Origin of the sequence: Bacillus sp. LLTC93, assembly GCF_002993125.1 — a bacterium.
In the GTDB taxonomy this organism is placed as follows: Bacteria; Bacillota; Bacilli; order Bacillales; family Bacillaceae; genus Bacillus; species Bacillus zhangzhouensis.
In genome coordinates, this window is record NZ_PVME01000001.1 from 298,281 (window position 1) to 315,006 (window position 16,726).

The window sequence follows — 16,726 nt, forward strand, 5'->3', positions numbered from 1 at the left end:
AGGATATACATGACAAATCGTCAAAATTCAGTCAAAATATTTTCCTTCGTCTAACTTTTTGTCTTGACGACAATTGATAAATATTGGATAATATAAATGAAAACATGATGTAGTTTTCCTCCTTCACAGGTTCGTTCCAAGCCAAGCGAACCTGCTTTTTTTATGCAAAAAAAAAACACCTCTAAATGAGAGGTGTTTACATAACAGATTGTTTAGGTTCTTCCACATGATCGTGCTCTGCTTCTTTTTTAAATGGAATCATGTGATAAATGATATGAAGTAAAATGGCGGTAAAGCTCCCAGCCACTATTCCGTTACTTGTCAATAATTTGATGGATTCAGGCAGATGATCAAACATTTGTGGCACGACGGTTACACCTAAGCCGATTCCAACTGAGCAAGCGACGATGAGCAAGTTTTCCTGTTTTCCAAAATCAACACGCGTAAGCATTTTAATACCATACGCAATGACCATGCCAAACATCGCGACCATTGCGCCGCCAAGAACCGATTTTGGGATAATCGTTGTAAATGCAGCGATTTTAGGAAAAAGTCCAAATAACATGAGCAATGCACCTGTCACAACAATGACCTGGTTTTTCTTGACACCTGTTAACTGGATCAACCCCACATTTTGCGAGTAGGCTGTGTATGGAAAGGCATTGAAGATACCCCCTAATAACACAGCAATCCCTTCTGCACGGTAGCCCTTTGCTAAATCCTTCTCCTTTAATGAGCGATTCGTTAAATCTCCTAGCGCGAAATAAACACCTGTTGATTCAACTAAAGACACAACGGCAACTAAAGTCATCGTCATGATTGGCGCAAATTCAAAGGTAGGCATGCCAAAATAAAAAGGTTCAATCATGCGGAAAACTTGTGCATTTGCTACTTCGGCCGTTTCCACTTTTCCTAATAGGGCAGCGACTACTGTCCCAAGTAGTATGCCAATTAAAATAGCGATAGCTTTCATAAATCCCTTTGTGAATCGATAGAGCAGAACAATAATAAACAGCACAAGGAAAGCGAGTCCTAAATTTTCAAAAGAACCATAATCTGCACTTCCTTCTCCGCCTGCCATATTGTTCATAGCTACTGGAATGAGGGTAATTCCAATAATCGTGACGACGGAGCCTGTTACAACAGGTGGAAAAAATTTCACAAGCTTCCCAAAGAAAAAGGAAAGAGCAATGACAATACAACCTGAGGCAATAATACTTCCATATATAGACGAAATCCCATATTTAGAGCCAATGGCAATCATGGGAGAAACTGCGGTAAATGTACAGCCTAGTACGACAGGTAAGCCAATACCAAAGAAGCGGTTTTTCCATACTTGGAGCAGTGTGGCAGCACCACACATGAAAATATCCGCCGAGATTAAGTAAGTGAGTTGTGCAGGCGAGAGCCCAAGCGCATCACCAACAATGAGGGGTACAAGAACCGCACCTGCATACATCGCCAGGACATGCTGAATTCCTAGAGAGAGCGTTTTGGCTTTTTTAGCGGCACTCATGATTGTACCTCGCGTACAAACGTGACTTTTCCTTCCTCAAGTGATGCAATACGTGCGAGTGACTCAACACGGTAGCCCATTTGTACAAGCTCTTTTCTTCCTGGCTGGAATGACTTCTCAATGACAATTCCAAATCCAGCTACTTTTGCCTTCGCCTGCTTTGCAATAGCGGCCAGTCCTTTAGCGGCTTCACCGTTCGCTAAAAAGTCATCGATGATGAGCACACAATCATTTTCACTAAGGTGCGTATTCGAGACAGCGATGGTACTTTCTACATTTTTCGTAAAAGAGTACACACTTGCTGTTAAGAGGTTCTCCGTTAATGTGAGTGATTGTCGTTTACGAGCAAAGACGACGGGCACATGAAGGGCAAGTCCAGCCATCACAGCAGGCGCGATGCCAGAAGATTCGATCGTAATGATTTTTGTAATGCCATCATGCTTAAATAATCTAGCAAACTCTTGACCGATCTCATGCATTAATACAGGATCAATTTGATGATTTAAAAAGGCATCTACCTTTAACACTTGATTCGACAGAACGATTCCTTCGTTCTCAATTTTTTGACGTAACAATTCCATCATTCTTCCCCCTAGCATATTGGCAAACATCCTATTTTTTGCATAAAAAAAGCATTGCTGTCCATGAGGAGCAAGCAATGCGAAAACGATCCACGGATCTTCAGCTCAAATAAGAACTGTTTCATTTTGCTCACTCATAGTCGGACGGTATCGGTGTCCGGTAGAAACTTGCGTGCCATCATCACGCGATTATATGAGTGTTATAGTGTTCAAATTATAACAAGATTTCAGACGCTTGGAAAGCACTTTTCTAGAAAAATACCGAACTTAAATAATAGATCAGATCAAAACGTTCGTTTTTAGAATATTCACGCATCAAAAAAGCACCCTTTTGACGAAAGGGTGCCTTTCATTTATGATAAATACAATTTCGTGTACTTATCCGTTAAGTAGTCGATTAAATATTGAACATTTAATTCTTCGCCAGTTGCATCTTGAATGATTTCAGATGGCTTTTTCCGTTTTCCATGTTTATGGACATGTTCAGTTAGCCATTCTTTTATCGGTGCAAAAGACCCATTTTGGATCAGTTCATCAAAATTCGGTAAATCTTTGATCATTTGCTGCTTTAATTGCGCCGCATACATGTAACCAAGGGCATATGAAGGGAAATAACCAAAGCTGCCATCTGACCAGTGGACATCCTGCAAAATACCAAGCGCATCGTTAGGCGGCGTAATGCCAAGATATGCTTTATATTTTTCATTCCAAAGCGCAGGTAGGTCTTCAACGGCGACTTCTTCATTGAAAATAGCTTTCTCAATTTCATACCGGATAATAATGTGAAGCGGATACGTGAGTTCATCTGCTTCAATTCGAATGTAAGTCGGCTTAGACTCATTGACTGCATGCACAAAGTCCTCTAAAGATACATCTTTAAATTGTTCAGGAGAAGCTTCTTGCAGCTTTTGATAATATGTTTTCCAGAAATCTTCATGTCTGCCGATAAAATTCTCAAAGAAGAGAGATTGTGATTCATGGATACCCATTGACGTGCCATCACATAATAGCGTTCCGCTCAGTGCCTCATCAATGTTTTGCTCGTAAATGGCATGACCGCATTCATGAATGGTACCAAAGATCGCCATCCGAAAATCGTGCTCATCATAGCGTGTCGTCACACGAACATCCCCTCTGCTTAATGTCACAGCAAACGGATGAACCGTTGTATCAAGACGCCCTGCATCAAAGTCATATCCTAACTCTTTTAAGAAAAAGAGGCTAAGCTCTTTTTGCTTGTCGATTGGGAAGCTTTTCGATAAAAATGAAGTATCCGGTTTATTTGGGGAGGCTTCAATTTTTTTCACGAGAGGAACGATGGCATCACGAAGCGCGCCAAATTTTTGATCGAGCTGTTCCACGGTCATATCTGGCTCGTAGTTATTGAGCAGCACATCATATGGCGTTTTTTTCACGCCCCAATACTGAATAAAACGCTTGTTAAAATCAATGAGCTGTTTTAAGTAAGGAGCAAAGAGGGAAAAATCTGATTTCTCTCTTGCTTCAACCCAGACATGCTCTGCTTTTGATTGTAGAATGGAGTATTCTTTAAAATCTTCTTTTGGAATTTTGCTGTTTTCATCATACTCTTTTTGTGATAATTCGAGCGCCTTCTGTGTATCTTTTGACAGCTCATCTCGCTTTTTATTTAATGCGTCAAGAAGGTCTCTCATCTCATCAGAAGTCTTCATATTAAAGATATCACTTGATAATTGACCGATGGTTTCAGCTCTGAAATCAGCGCTTTTTTTAGGAGCCTGCGTTCTAGAGTCCCAATAAAGTAAATGGAGCGCCTCTGTATAGTGGGCGATTTTTCCTAGTAATTGATAAAACGCTTTCTCTTTTGATTCAAGACTCATGCGTTCGTTCCCCCAATCAATAAAATATGTATGTACGTTTCAAGGCTACTTCAATGAATGTTCGTTTGTCAATGAAAAAGGAGGATACACCATTGGTATCCTCCTCTTTTCGTCGTTCGTCCCCTATAATGAAGTGATGACTGGCTTCACTGGCAGGACAGATTCAATTTTACTTTGAAGCTCTTTATCTTCCTTGCCATCAAAGTATATATGAATGCTTCCTGCATCTTGGCTTGTCCGAATCAGTCTGCCAATGCCTTGTCGTAATCGAAGCAACATATATGGAAGGTCCACTTCAGCATATGCATCCTTTGATTCATTCCGTTTCGCCTCAAATACTGGATCATGCGGCGGATAAGGAAGTCCCCAAATGACCACATTCGTTAAGGATTGACCTGGAATATCCAGCCCTTCCCACAGATGAACGGAGCATAACACTGATGTCTCATCTGCTTGGAACTTTTGAACAATGGTGCTGATTTCCTCGTCTCCTTCAAAATACACTTGGAAAGGCAGTGATTCATTTGATGCCTCAATCTGCTTTCTAAATAAATGGAGTTCATCAAATGAAGGGAATAGAATCAATGATCTGCCTCCATTGTCTTTCAGCTGAGTGATCACTTGCTGTCCTTTTGCCTCTGGCTCTAGGAGCGCCTGCTGAATTCCGTGGAAATAAATTTGCATTTGCTCATCGTAATCATACGGCGAAGCCACACTCATTGATAAGTAATCTTTTATACCAAGACTTTCAGCTAAATAATCAAATGATTGGTTTTCAGACAATGTCGCTGAAGAGAAAATATATGGTCTTTTTTGCGAGAATACTTTTTCGCCAAGCACCTCTGCGACCGTCTTCGGCATGACGACAAATGTCGTATCTAATTCCTGCTTTTCAAGCCAGCTAATGGCATTTTTTTGATAAAGCGACAGGGAATAGGCCATTTGTTCAATGTACTCTTCCACGACAGACAATTCGTATTGATCAATTGTATACATCTCGGATTCAAACACGAGCGCTTCTCCGATTTTTTCAAGTAAGTCACACAATTCACTTGCTGAACGCTTCACCTCATCCACGCGCCCAATTTCAAGTCGATGCGAGCCTTTGACTTCTTTGGCATTTGTTTTTAAAAGATAGAAGAACTCATCGTTTGTTGCTAGTGCATCTTCAACAAGTTCTGCAAATTCTTCGCGAATGTCGTTTTGCAAAAGACGCTCCAAAAATGTCTCCAGCGTTGATTGCTTCACTCGGTACGTCAAAGCTTTTTGTGCGGCAAACTCAAGAAGATGACCTTCATCAAATACAACTGAGCTATGTTCAGGGAGCAGAGGAAGCTGACCCTCACGTTTGCGGGATTCCTTTGTCCACACATGCTCCATGTAAAAGTCGTGTGAGCAGATGATCAAGTCTGCCGCTTTTCGGTAATGATCTCTTGATAAATTCAAGCCGCAGCGATGACGCATATCACACGTCAAGCAGTCCTGAAACGAATCATAGCCAATTCGTGACCATTCATCATTTGATAGTTCTGGATACTCTTTTCGATCTCCGTACGGATAAAAAGTTTGCATACCATGTGATTCATGAACAAATGAAGGAAGCGATTCATAAATATCGAGCCACTTCTCATCATCTTCACGCTGCATGGTTTTCTCGAGTTTTTTCAAGCATAAATATTGATCATGCGATTTACTTAATCTCGCATCTATTTGTATATCAAGGTGATTGGCAATTTTATAGATATCACCTTCTTGTTTGACCAACTGTTCAATTAACGTTTCGTCTGCACATGCAATAATCGCAGGTTTCCCAGTATATCTTGCATATGTGACGGCAAATAATAGATAGACGATTGTTTTGCCTGTGCCTACCCCAGCTTCGGCAAACATCACACTTTTTTCTTTAAAGGCTCTTTCTAACTGAAAAGCCATAAATATTTGTTCATCTCGAAGATCAAAGCCCTTTTCTGGCAAAATGTCATAAAACACATCACCAATCCAGTTGCCCAGTTCTTCGTAAAAATTGTGTTCTTTTGATAATGAAAAAGGCAAACGAGATGCTGTCACCTGCTTCAACCCCCAACTTTTGAATCATTCAGACATTCAATAGTAACATTTATGCTGGGGAATGACAATCTTTTTTATGAACGCAAGCGATGTTGATAGCTTTCCTTCATTAAAAAAGCATGCTCTGAACGTTCTATGTAGGCCTGAGCAAGGGCTAAATCTTGGATGGCTGCCGCAAGCTGAGCAGATTGTCCCGTTTCATGCCCTTCTATTTCTTGAGCAGTCGAAGCGAGTGCTTTTTGGATTAACTGAAATTGATCATAATGAATCATGGAGACACCTCTTTTTTTAAAATCAAGTTCAGTTTATTCCGTCCCGTGAAGCTTTATACCTTTCCGCAATAAAAAAGTCACACCTTCTTTAGGTGTGACCCAGCGTGAAGACAAACCCTCGCATTCGGTGTCAGTCCTGCGTGCCGGTGCTCATGAATGTCAAATTCACTCCGCTCCGGTACTCGTCCTTCCTAGACTTCAAGGGTTTTCATATCACGCTGAAAAGAAGATAAAGGGCTAAAATAAAGATCATTTTAGCCCTTTTTCAACAATCTGAGTCACACCTTCTTTAGGTGTGACCTTTTTTTATGATTCAGTTGTCTGCTTTCTAGGAGGACGTTTTCCCCAATATTGATAATAGTCTGTTTTAATAAATCCATTAAACAGTTTTCTCTTTTTCGTTGCTTTTCTTCCGAAGCACTCTTCGAACTTTTCATGTGACGTTAAGATATATATTGACCAAGTGTCTAGGCTCTTAAATGCTTCACCCATCCCTTGATACATTTTTTCAACAGCTGGCTTATCACTGAGTCGTTCTCCGTAGGGCGGATTTCCGACAATCACACCATACTCCTCTTTTGTTTGGAAGTCTTTTACTTGCATTTGTTTAAATTGAATCAGTTCACTTAGTCCAGCTTCTTCTGCATTCATTTTTGCAATGTCTATCATGCGATGATCAATATCGCTCGCAATAATGTGAAGCGGCTGATCATAGTTCGCTTTTTCTTCCACTTCAAGACGCGCTTTGTTCCATACGTCCTCACCGATCCATTCCCATGATTCAGACGCAAATTCCCGGTTAAATCCTGGGGCAATGTTTTGTCCTATCATAGCTGCTTCAATAGCAATTGTGCCTGATCCGCAAACAGGATCAGCAAACGGACGATCAGGTGTCCAGTTCGTTAATAACACGAGCGCGGCAGCAAGGGTTTCTTTAATAGGTGCCCCGCCTTGATCCACACGGTACCCCCGTTTATGAAGGCCGACACCAGATGTATCAAGGGTTAGCACTGCTTTATCTTTTAAAAGCGCAACCTCGATTTTATATTCAGGACCCGTCTCTTCAAGCCATTCGGACTGAATGTTGTAAGAAGATCTGAGCTTTTGCGCGATGGCCTTTTTGACGATGCGCTGACAATCCGGCACACTTGCAAGCTGTGATTTGACTGATTTACCGATGACAGGGAACGTACTATTTTTCGGCAAATAAGCGGCCCATTCAATCGCTTTTGTCTGTTCAAAAAGCTCATCAAATGTTTTTGCTGAAAATTCAGCAACTTGTACCTTTATCCGGTCTGCTGTACGCAGCCAAAGGTTTGCACGGCAAATCGCAAGGGCATCCCCTTGAAAAATGACTTTCCCGTTATCTACAGTGCACTCATAGCCAAGGTCTCTTACTTCTTTTGCAACAACCGCTTCAATCCCCATTGGAGCTGTCGCGATGAGTGTATAAGTTTTCATTTGTTTATCACCTGTTTTCTCGTCCTTTTATTTATTCAAGATAAAAGCTCTCCATATGTAGAAATAGGAGAGCTTTGTTTTCATCATGTTTAAAATAACGGATATAACGTTCTGTAAGCCATGTTTTGTTCCATCGTACTGCAAACGGCAAATGCCTCGTACTCAGGTGGTAATCATCTATCTACAGAATTCTCTGTCCTTCTCTCCGTTTGGTTCCTTTGAGAAAGTTCCCCTACCAAGTTTGGGTTTCTCGCTCGAGGGGTTTACCGCGTTCCACTCTCACCATTTCTAGTGAGACTTCGTCACTGTGGCACTTTCAAGGATACTTTGCCATATCCTATAAAAGGACGTAGGCATTTTTCCTGCCGTCAGCCTTTCCCAGGCTGCCCTGGCTTATTTTTTCGCCAGGCACGAACACTACGGGCATCTCAGCACCGTGCGAGCATGGACTTTCCTCTGCAATGCCTAAATGCATTACAGCGATTACCCGAACGTTAATCAACAAGCGTTATTATAAACGACAATGTCATCTGACACAAGCTTTTTCGGCATCACTCAATCATAAAGTTTGCTGCCAAAAACGTGTTTCTCAAGGTTAGATAGTCTTTTTAAAATATCAAAGTTCGTTGTATTGGACTGTGCAGGCTGTCTTTTCCCTTGTTCAACTGCTTCTTCAAGCTGTTTTGACAAGTGGAGGTTTTCTTGTTGAAGCTTTTCGATTTCTTGGTTGAATGTCTCATAGTCTTTAATGACCATATCTAAAAATTTATCGACTTCTTCTTGTTTATACCCTCTGACACCTGTTTTAAATTCTTTTTCTAAAATTTCTTTCGCAGAAAGCTTTACTTTATCAGCAAGCATCTTTTTCACCTCATATCGTGAATTCATAGTATATTTTTTCAGAAATACGTGACGTTGTCAAATTTTCTCTTGTTTTTAGTCAAAAAACGGATCTTCCGCCTCAACCTGTGCTCTTAGATCATCCATTGTGATGTACATAATTGGGTAATCGGTATAGGTTTCAGCTTCTCTGATCATATACTTTGGAGAGCCCTCATGCTCTGGATCATAAAGGGCGAGAAGACCATCTGTTTTTTCAATAAAAAAGCGGTTCTTTTGTTTAAATTGTGCCGGACTTTCATACGGTCTATGCGTGACACTTTCTACAAAATCTGCTTGTGCAAGAATCGCTTCATACAACTCTTTATTTTGTTCATTCCAGCGCTCTTCTTGTTCATAAAATGGCGTAATGACTGCAAGTTTTAAAGCTGGATACTCCTCTTGAAGCTCAAACACCACTTCGGCTGTCCAGATTTCAGCACCTAGCTGACCCGATATGAGAACCCATTCCAGCCCCTCTTCGATAAGAGCTGTCAGCCTTTTTTGAAGCTCCGCTTTTATGTATTGAAGTGCAGGCTCGTCTTGTTTGAATATCCCAAGTTCGAATGGCTTGTACCCTGTGACAGCAATAATTTTCATTTTTTCACCTGCTTTTAAAAAAAGGGACTTATAAAAGTCCCATTTCACGTTATCTGTTACAGCAAGGTCCACCGCAGTTAAAGTGTTGATGTGTTGCCGGGTCCACCTGAGAAAACGTATGCGGGAAGTAGTGAACATGTTGGAAGTTTTGATGGTGGACATTCGTCACATGCTGCGGATGGATGTGCGGCACAATTGTTGTTGACTCGCTGTGTGTACAGCAATGATTCGTCGGATGTACAATTGGCTGTGTAACATTCGGCTTGCAATGATGATGATGGTACATGTAGCATTCCCCTCTCCTTGATTTTCTTACATTAATAATGTATGAATGAAGAGGTGTACATGTACTAATGCATTAACCTATTTTAAAAGTTTGCAAGAAAAACATCTTTATAATTTGAAAACACAAAAGCGATCAAAATGACAACAAGAAAAAACAAGTAAAAAAGACCCTTATACATGCTCTACGCTCCTCATTCAATATCTAACGCTATTTTACAGGATTCGTGACTTTTCTACAATAAAAGTGCTAAACAATTTTTATTTTCGGCCGAGAGCCGAACGTTGTCATTTCTTGCGCTTTCCCGGGCAATAATGTTCATTGGCCAGCTTTTCTTAAGAGTCGCTTTTTTCGCTTTTCAAGTTCTTCCATGTCGCGTTCACTTAAAGACGAGAGAGATAATAATGATTGAGTGATCGAAAGAGCTGACCTCGCATTTTTTTGACGATGCTCTTCATACTTCGCAAGCTCTATGCCCGCTTTTAATGCTAAATGGACATCGTTTGATTCAAATAGATCTTTCCATATACGGACAGCTTCATCCCACTCGTTTAATCGTTTGTATTGTAAGGAGAGATCATAAGCCGCTTGATTCGCATGCTCAAACTCAGCTTCCGTTAATTCTCGCAAATGCTTCGTTGCCTCCTGTACATCACGATAAGCAAGATGCCATTTAGCAAGTGCGTATTTCTCATCGTTTTCCTTCACCGCATCCACAGATAATATTTTTTTGGATAGATGAATGTAGAGGCTGATTAAAGATAAGACGTCTAGCTCATTATGAGTCAAGATTCCTTCAATCAGCTTCGGATTTTGTTCCTTTAGAAAATGAAAATAGATCATCGGAGCCAAGAACCCCGGCGTGTCACCCTCTCGATGGACGTGCAGCTCTTCCTTTTCTACAACAGAAAGAGCCATCCGTTCATATTTGTGCTTCCACAATCGTCTAGATCCGTGCAGAAGATCAAAATGGCCAAATTCCGGAAGTGCAGGTACTTGATCGCGTAATAACGTATGTCTCGTTTTCACTTGCGGCCAATCGAATGATTTCCCATTATATGTAACGAGAGATTCTACGTCCACTTCATTAAGAAAGCTTTTGTACAGCGCTGCTTCATTTCCTGGATTGGTGAGCAGATGCTGTTTCACCACCACTTTGTCTGAAAAAACCCGCGCATGTCCTAGCAAAAAGATCATATTTCCCGTCCCGCCAGATAAGCCTGTTGTTTCTGTATCAAAGAAAAATAGCTCGTGCGGCTTGTAACCTTTTGCAGAAAGAGAATGCTGGATCTCACTTTCGTTCCAAGCATCGACGATCTTTGACAGTTCTGCAAACGAATACAGTCCATGCTGATCATTTAATTGATAAGTGACTTCTCGAATCAGACAGAAAGAGTCCTCAAAGAAGTAAGGAGCTGCACCCAATTGCTCCCACTCTTTTAAAAACGGGATATTTCCTGCTGTCACAGGTTGAGTTTGTCCTTCTTTTGTTCCATGCCGCTTTTCATTTGTCTGATTGTGCGAAAGGTGCTTTTTCATTCTGTTTAATTTCCCTTTTAAAGACATGAGTAGGTGTCTCCCTCCTTTCCTTTAAAATACCGACATCAACTCAACGATGCTGCTTTTTCCGTTGATCTCTTTCATTTCCATCCCAATACAGGATGGACAGCCATTATCACAGCGGCAGCGCTCAATCAGCTGAATGGCCGCACGGGCAATTTCATCGAAACGAGCTTGTACTTCCTTACTTAAGCCGATTCCACCAGGATAATGGTCATATAAAAATACAGTCGGCTTTCCGGTATGAGCTGCTTTAATTTGAGAAACGACATGAATATCTGAGCGGTCACACATCACAAAAGCAGGTACAATATGCTGAAGAACATTTGCGATGCCAAGCAGCAGCTGCTCAAGTGTTTTCTCTTCAAATCGACGTTCTGCTTCATGTAACTCAAACCAAGCGGCACTCGTATGAATTTCTTCTTCAGGTAAGTGAATCGGACCGGATCCTATATTTTCACCAGTCGATAACCGGATTTTTTTGAAAATCGTCGGCATTGCGTTTACGGTCACATCACCGTAGTGAACAGATACCGCTTCCTTTTCCGTTGTCTGATCAATTTCAAGCACCTTCAATTGGACAGCTAAATTAGCATCTGTATAGTATTCTACATCTACCTGTTTCACATAAGCCTTACGATGCTCGTAATCTAGCTTTTCCACTTGATACTGAACGCCTTCATGTAAATAAATCGCTTCATCATGAAGTAACGTCATCGCACTGAATCGATCCATCTCACCAATAATCCGAACATTTGCTACATCTGATTGATCGACAATGACGACATTTTCCTGACTTGCAGACCGCAGACTGATGCCATGCGCTGGGAACGATTGATCTGACCAATAATAGCGGTTCCCACTAAAATGAAGAACCCCTTCTTCATGTAAGTATTGCAAAATTTCTTCTACATCCATGTCACCAAACTGTTCATCCTCTCGAAACGGGAGCTCATAGGAAGCACATTTGAGATGATCGACTAAAATAATCAGGTTTTCAGGATTGATTCTGGCTGCTTCAGGCGGTCTGTTAAAGAAATATTCAGGGTGTCTGACGATATATTGGTCAAGGGGTGATGAGCTTGCCACCATGATAATGAGTGCTTCCTCGTGACGCCTCCCAGCACGTCCTGCCTGCTGCCACGTACTCGCTACACTACCAGGATACCCCGTCATGATACATACCTTTAGCTGGCCAATATCAACCCCTAATTCTAGTGCGTTCGTGCTGACGACGCCTAATATATCTCCTTCTCTTAACCCCTTTTCAATCACGCGCCGCTCTTTTGGCAAATAGCCCCCGCGATAACCACGAATCGATTTCGGCCCAATCTCTTTTTTCACTAGCTCTTGAATATGACTTAATATCACTTCCACTCTCACTCTGCTTCTAGCAAAGACAATCGTTTGGATTTTTTCTTTTAAAAATGTTTTAGCCAATTGATTGACAACAGTGGCCGCACTTTGTCTAATGTTTAATGGTTTATTGACGACTGGCGGGTTGTAAAACACAAAATTCTTTTTACCGCTAGGCGCTCCGTTTCGTTCAATGAGATACACCTTGCTCCCGGTCAGCTGCTCTGCAAGCTCCTTCGGATTCGCAATGGTCGCTGATGTACAAATAAAGATCGGATCACTTCCGTAAAATGCACAAATCCGCTTTAGTCTGCGAATCACATTGGCGACATGACTGCCAAACACACCTCGATATGTATGAAGCTCATCGATCACAATATACTTTAAGTTCTCAAACAAACTGACCCATTTCGTATGGTGAGGCAAAATGGCTGAATGCAACATATCTGGGTTTGTAATGACAATATGCCCTGCCTGTCTGACTCGCTGGCGAATCGCTGGGGAGGTGTCCCCGTCATATGTTTCACTATGAATCGGAATATCCATCTCGTGGATGATTTCGTTCAGCTCACTTTTTTGATCCTGCGCGAGCGCTTTTGTTGGGAATAAATAAAGAGAGCGATTGGTCTGGTCTTCTGCGATCGACTGAAGGACAGGCAGATTGTAGCAAAGCGTTTTACCTGACGCTGTCGGTGTGACAGTGACCACATGCTCACCATCCATCACACGTTCAAAGGCTTCCTTTTGATGAATGTAGAGTTCACTCACGCCTCTTTTCTCAAGCGCTTTTTTCAACCTGTCATTTACTCTTTCAGGAACTGGAGCGGTCTGTGCAGGCTTCGCTTCAATTTCATGCCAATGTTCTACCTGTTCGTCTTTTTTTAAATCTTCTATGAGTTCGTTCATTGTTTTCTTTTTCATATCGCATCACCTCTCATTTAGTGTACCGAATATTTGTTTGCATGACTAGGCGGCAATTTTTTGATGCGCCGCTCGTGAGCAGATATTTTGAAGTGTTGTAACAGTATCTATTACACTTCTATAGTGAAATGATTTTATTAAGGAAGAAGAGGATGAGATTGAAAAACGAATTTAAGCCTTTATTTGAACCATTTACATTCCCAGGAGGTGCCTCTATTGATGGCCGGTTGGTTGTTGCTCCAATGACACACTTCGGTTCTCACGAGGATGGCACCATCTCAAAGGCAGAAATTGATTTCATTACAGCTAGATCAAGTGAAATGGGCATGGTCATCACAGCATGTGCGAACGTTACTCCAGATGGAAAGGCCTTTGAAGGACAGCCTTCTATCGCAAGAGATGAAGATATACCTGGTCTGAAAAAACTAGCTTCTGCGATCCAGGCAAAAGGAACAAAAGCCATCATTCAAATTCATCACGGCGGCTCTCAGGCCCTTCCTCATTTAGTTCCAAACGGTGATGTGGTTGCGCCTAGCGATGTGTTCAAAGATGGAGAACAAATTGCACGTGCTTTAAAAGAAGAGGAAATTACTCATATCATTGACTCCTTTAAAGAAGCGGCAAGACGAGCAATTCAAGCAGGATTTGACGGCGTGGAAATCCACGGAGCAAACGGTTATTTATTACAGCAATTTTACTCTCCGCATAGCAATCAGCGTACAGATCAATGGGGAGGAAGTGAAGAAAAACGTCTAGCATTCCCTATCGCTGTTGTGGATGCAGTCAAAGAGGCGATCAAGGAATATGGAACAAAACCGTTTATCTTTGGATATCGACTATCTCCTGAAGAACCAGAAACACCTGGTTTAACAATGACAGAGACATTTGCGTTAGTTGATGTTCTCAAAACAAAAAACCTCGACTACTTGCATATCTCTTTAATGGAGATTGATTCTAAAGCAAGACGAGGCGCAGATTCTAATAAGACACGTATGGAGCTGCTAAAAGAACGCTGCGGCGATACCCTTCCGCTCATCGGTGTAGGCAGCGTCATTACAGCCGAAGATGCATTGAGTGCTTACAATCAAGGAATTCCGCTGATCGCTGTCGCACGAGAGCTGATCGTCGACCCTAATTGGGCAAAGAAGATTAAAGAAGGCCGAGAAAGAGAGATTGAAACCGTCATTAAACGCAGCCAAAAAGACAAGTACCTGATTCCAGAGGGATTGTGGTCTGTCATGGAAGCGAGTCAAGGCTGGGTTCCAATGGAGGATTAATTTCATCAAAAAAAACTACCCTATCATGTGAGGGTAGTTTTTTTGTGCTGCATGATTATTTCACTTTAACCGTAAAGAGCTTAGAGGTCTGCTTTTCCACAGCTCCATTTGGTTCTTTTTCAAGTTGTTCGATCAGATCACCATTCATGATCACAATGGGTGTCACTGTGCTTGCTGCTTTCTCTTCAATGAGTTCTAAGTCACACGTAATGAGAGGATCACCGATCTTCACTTTATCCCCTTCTTTAATGTGTGCTTCAAACCCTTCGCCATTTAACCCAACTGTTTCTAGTCCAATATGAATCAGGAGCTCAAGCCCTGAGAGTGTTCGAATTCCAATTGCATGTTTTGTATGGAAGAGCTGAATGATTTCACCCTCTACTGGTGACACAATGGTGCCACTTGTTGGTTTTACTGCTACGCCGTCTCCCATCATCTTTTGTGAAAAGACGGGATCTGGTACATCAGTCATATCCATTAACTCTCCATCAGCTGGAGAATAAATGACTTCTTCCTTTACATCATCTTCGTTTTTTCCGAAACCGAATAATTTTTTCAGCAATGTCAATTTGCTCCCTTCAAGCTTTGCTCCTAGATCTATTCAGCGTATGAAGTTTTACACTCATACACCTTGCTTCATTCAACACTATTTAATCATAATTTTTTCCGCTCATCAATTGATAACCGCCTGAGCCCTTTTTGCATAGGCTGTAGATGAGAGGTGATTTAAATGAAACAAGAAGGCGAAAAAAAACATGAATTGCTGGCAAATGAGGATATTCTGTATGAAGCAATTGAACAATTTTTTGCATCCTCCCCGTTTCACGAGATTTTAAATAGTGCGGAGGCACTTATGACCACATCCCATTCACTTGCATCGATTACAACCGATGTGACAGAAGATGATCAATTTGTGTATATTGAGATCCAATTTCCAGACCATTTTGTCGAAGGTGATATTGCACTAGAAGTGAAAGCCCAATATTTACACTTATCGGTACAGGAGAAAATGAAAACAGACACGACTTCCTCCTTTTCTAGCTTTACCAAAACCATTTTAATGCCTGCAAAAATAGATGAAACAAACATGAAGAGTGTGTGGAAAGATCAATCGCTTCACGTGACTGCACCAAAGCAAACAACCCAATAGATGCTTCTATTGGGTTTTGCTATGCTTTAAAAATGCTTGTAAATCCTTTCGCCAATGAGCCCACTTGATTCATTGTACTCATCATTTGCCCAGCTGTATCAAACATTTTGTTAAAGTCGTATTGTCCATTCGTCTTTTTGAACTGTGACAGCACACTTTTAAATTGAGATGATTGCTGTTTTTGCGGTCTTGGCAAAGGATAAGGATTCATAGGCTGCTGCATCTGCGGCTGATTGATTGCTTCTGGTTGCTGAAAAGGCTGGAAATTCTCTTGGTATCCATAAGGCGGTTGATAGGCAGCAGATGGCGCCTGGCTCATTCCAGCTTGATATGGAGGCATGAAATAATCTGGAGGCTGCGGAGGCTGCTGCATGTCTGGATACGGTAAAGGACCTTGCTGGAATTGATTGAATTCATATGGCTGCTGGTTTGAATAAGGGAACATATATCTCGCTCCTCTCGCTCTCAAAACATGTTGATGTCACTCATATATTATGATCAAAAACAGAAGGTGTGCCTAAAGCAGCCATAAGAAAAACGCAGGATATTTCATCAGCTGCGCTTTTTGATTTCTTCTATTAAAAGGTTCATTGTGTAAATCACCGACTCAACTAAATTTTTCACACGGGGTGCATGCTGTTTTCCGAAATAAGATTGCAGGACAACCTCTTTTCCATTTTCTTGTACGGCTTCAAGCTGTTCTTGATGTAAGTATCTAGGTTTGGCCTGATGAATAAATGAGATAGCAGCGGTGAGCCACGCTTCCATTTGCTTGTCAAATTTGACAACGGCCGGCTGAATATCTGTGTAAAAATCATATGTTGGGTATTCCTCTTCAGCCTTTCCCTTTTGGTACTGCTCATATGCTTCTTCGATCCATATTCTCAGCTCTTGTGTATGTTCAAGTAATGTTTGATTATCCAAAGTGTTCACCTCTATGAACC

At 41.5% G+C, this 16,726-nt stretch carries 16 protein-coding genes, 1 other RNA gene and 1 riboswitch; of the genes, 2 read left to right on the top strand and 15 right to left on the bottom strand.

The window, feature by feature from the left end; genetic code table 11:
- Positions 1–196: 196 nt before the first annotated feature.
- From pbuX to C6W18_RS01605, 12 genes are all read right to left on the bottom strand, one after another.
- Entirely contained in the window at positions 197–1,516 is a 1,320-nt protein-coding gene (gene pbuX, locus C6W18_RS01550) for a xanthine permease PbuX (RefSeq protein WP_105925554.1), read from the bottom strand.
- Positions 1,513–2,097, bottom strand: a complete 585-nt coding sequence (gene xpt, locus C6W18_RS01555) for a xanthine phosphoribosyltransferase (protein WP_105925555.1) — start codon at positions 2,095–2,097, stop codon at positions 1,513–1,515. The genes pbuX and xpt overlap by 4 nt, the downstream gene beginning before the upstream one ends.
- 117 nt (positions 2,098–2,214) lie before the next feature.
- A riboswitch (purine riboswitch) is annotated at positions 2,215–2,314 on the bottom strand.
- Positions 2,315–2,450: 136 nt separating this feature from the next.
- Positions 2,451–3,956, bottom strand: coding sequence for a carboxypeptidase M32 (locus C6W18_RS01560; RefSeq protein WP_105925557.1), 1,506 nt, complete (start codon positions 3,954–3,956; stop codon positions 2,451–2,453).
- A gap of 123 nt (positions 3,957–4,079) precedes the next feature.
- The gene (locus tag C6W18_RS01565; RefSeq protein WP_105925559.1) at positions 4,080–6,023 is read right to left on the bottom strand and encodes an ATP-dependent DNA helicase; all 1,944 of its coding nucleotides are present in this window, start codon (positions 6,021–6,023) and stop codon (positions 4,080–4,082) included.
- A 74-nt stretch (positions 6,024–6,097) separates the two neighbouring features.
- A complete protein-coding gene (locus C6W18_RS01570) occupies positions 6,098–6,295 on the bottom strand; it encodes a hypothetical protein (RefSeq protein ID WP_105925561.1) in 198 nt (65 codons plus the stop codon).
- Between the two features lie 306 nt (positions 6,296–6,601).
- The gene (locus C6W18_RS01575) at positions 6,602–7,756 is read right to left on the bottom strand and encodes a THUMP domain-containing class I SAM-dependent RNA methyltransferase (RefSeq protein WP_034319037.1); all 1,155 of its coding nucleotides are present in this window, start codon (positions 7,754–7,756) and stop codon (positions 6,602–6,604) included.
- A 109-nt stretch (positions 7,757–7,865) separates the two neighbouring features.
- An RNA gene (gene rnpB / locus C6W18_RS01580) (RNase P RNA component class B) lies at positions 7,866–8,251 on the bottom strand.
- Between the two features lie 60 nt (positions 8,252–8,311).
- Positions 8,312–8,617, bottom strand: a complete 306-nt coding sequence (gene gpsB / locus C6W18_RS01585; RefSeq protein WP_012010336.1) for a cell division regulator GpsB — start codon at positions 8,615–8,617, stop codon at positions 8,312–8,314.
- Positions 8,618–8,692: 75 nt separating this feature from the next.
- Positions 8,693–9,235 carry an SLOG family protein gene (locus tag C6W18_RS01590; protein ID WP_317614999.1) on the bottom strand — a complete coding sequence of 181 codons (543 nt, stop codon included), beginning with the start codon at positions 9,233–9,235 and terminating at the stop codon, positions 8,693–8,695.
- A 49-nt stretch (positions 9,236–9,284) separates the two neighbouring features.
- A complete protein-coding gene (gene cotD / locus C6W18_RS01595; protein ID WP_008356833.1) occupies positions 9,285–9,521 on the bottom strand; it encodes a spore coat protein CotD in 237 nt (78 codons plus the stop codon).
- 315 nt (positions 9,522–9,836) lie between these two features.
- On the bottom strand, positions 9,837–11,084 hold the full coding sequence (locus C6W18_RS01600; protein WP_105925564.1) for a ribonuclease H-like domain-containing protein: 1,248 nt from the start codon (positions 11,082–11,084) through the stop codon (positions 9,837–9,839).
- Positions 11,085–11,108: 24 nt separating this feature from the next.
- Positions 11,109–13,355, bottom strand: coding sequence for a DEAD/DEAH box helicase (locus C6W18_RS01605; RefSeq protein WP_105925566.1), 2,247 nt, complete (start codon positions 13,353–13,355; stop codon positions 11,109–11,111).
- 158 nt (positions 13,356–13,513) lie between these two features.
- On the opposite strand from C6W18_RS01605, the gene C6W18_RS01610 reads away from it, so the two are divergent.
- The gene (locus C6W18_RS01610; RefSeq protein ID WP_223251635.1) at positions 13,514–14,632 is read left to right on the top strand and encodes an NADH-dependent flavin oxidoreductase; all 1,119 of its coding nucleotides are present in this window, start codon (positions 13,514–13,516) and stop codon (positions 14,630–14,632) included.
- A 55-nt stretch (positions 14,633–14,687) separates the two neighbouring features.
- Here C6W18_RS01610 and C6W18_RS01615 read toward each other — a convergent pair whose 3' ends face one another.
- Entirely contained in the window at positions 14,688–15,194 is a 507-nt protein-coding gene (locus C6W18_RS01615; RefSeq protein WP_105925570.1) for a PTS sugar transporter subunit IIA, read from the bottom strand.
- 168 nt (positions 15,195–15,362) lie between these two features.
- Here C6W18_RS01615 and C6W18_RS01620 point away from each other — a divergent pair, with 168 nt between their 5' ends.
- On the top strand, positions 15,363–15,782 hold the full coding sequence (locus tag C6W18_RS01620; RefSeq protein WP_105925572.1) for an Hsp20/alpha crystallin family protein: 420 nt from the start codon (positions 15,363–15,365) through the stop codon (positions 15,780–15,782).
- Positions 15,783–15,801: 19 nt separating this feature from the next.
- On the opposite strand, the gene C6W18_RS01625 is transcribed toward C6W18_RS01620, so the two are convergent.
- On the bottom strand, positions 15,802–16,227 hold the full coding sequence (locus tag C6W18_RS01625) for a YppG family protein (protein ID WP_105925574.1): 426 nt from the start codon (positions 16,225–16,227) through the stop codon (positions 15,802–15,804).
- 107 nt (positions 16,228–16,334) lie between these two features.
- A complete protein-coding gene (locus C6W18_RS01630; protein ID WP_223251606.1) occupies positions 16,335–16,715 on the bottom strand; it encodes a YppE family protein in 381 nt (126 codons plus the stop codon).
- Positions 16,716–16,726 lie beyond the last annotated feature (11 nt).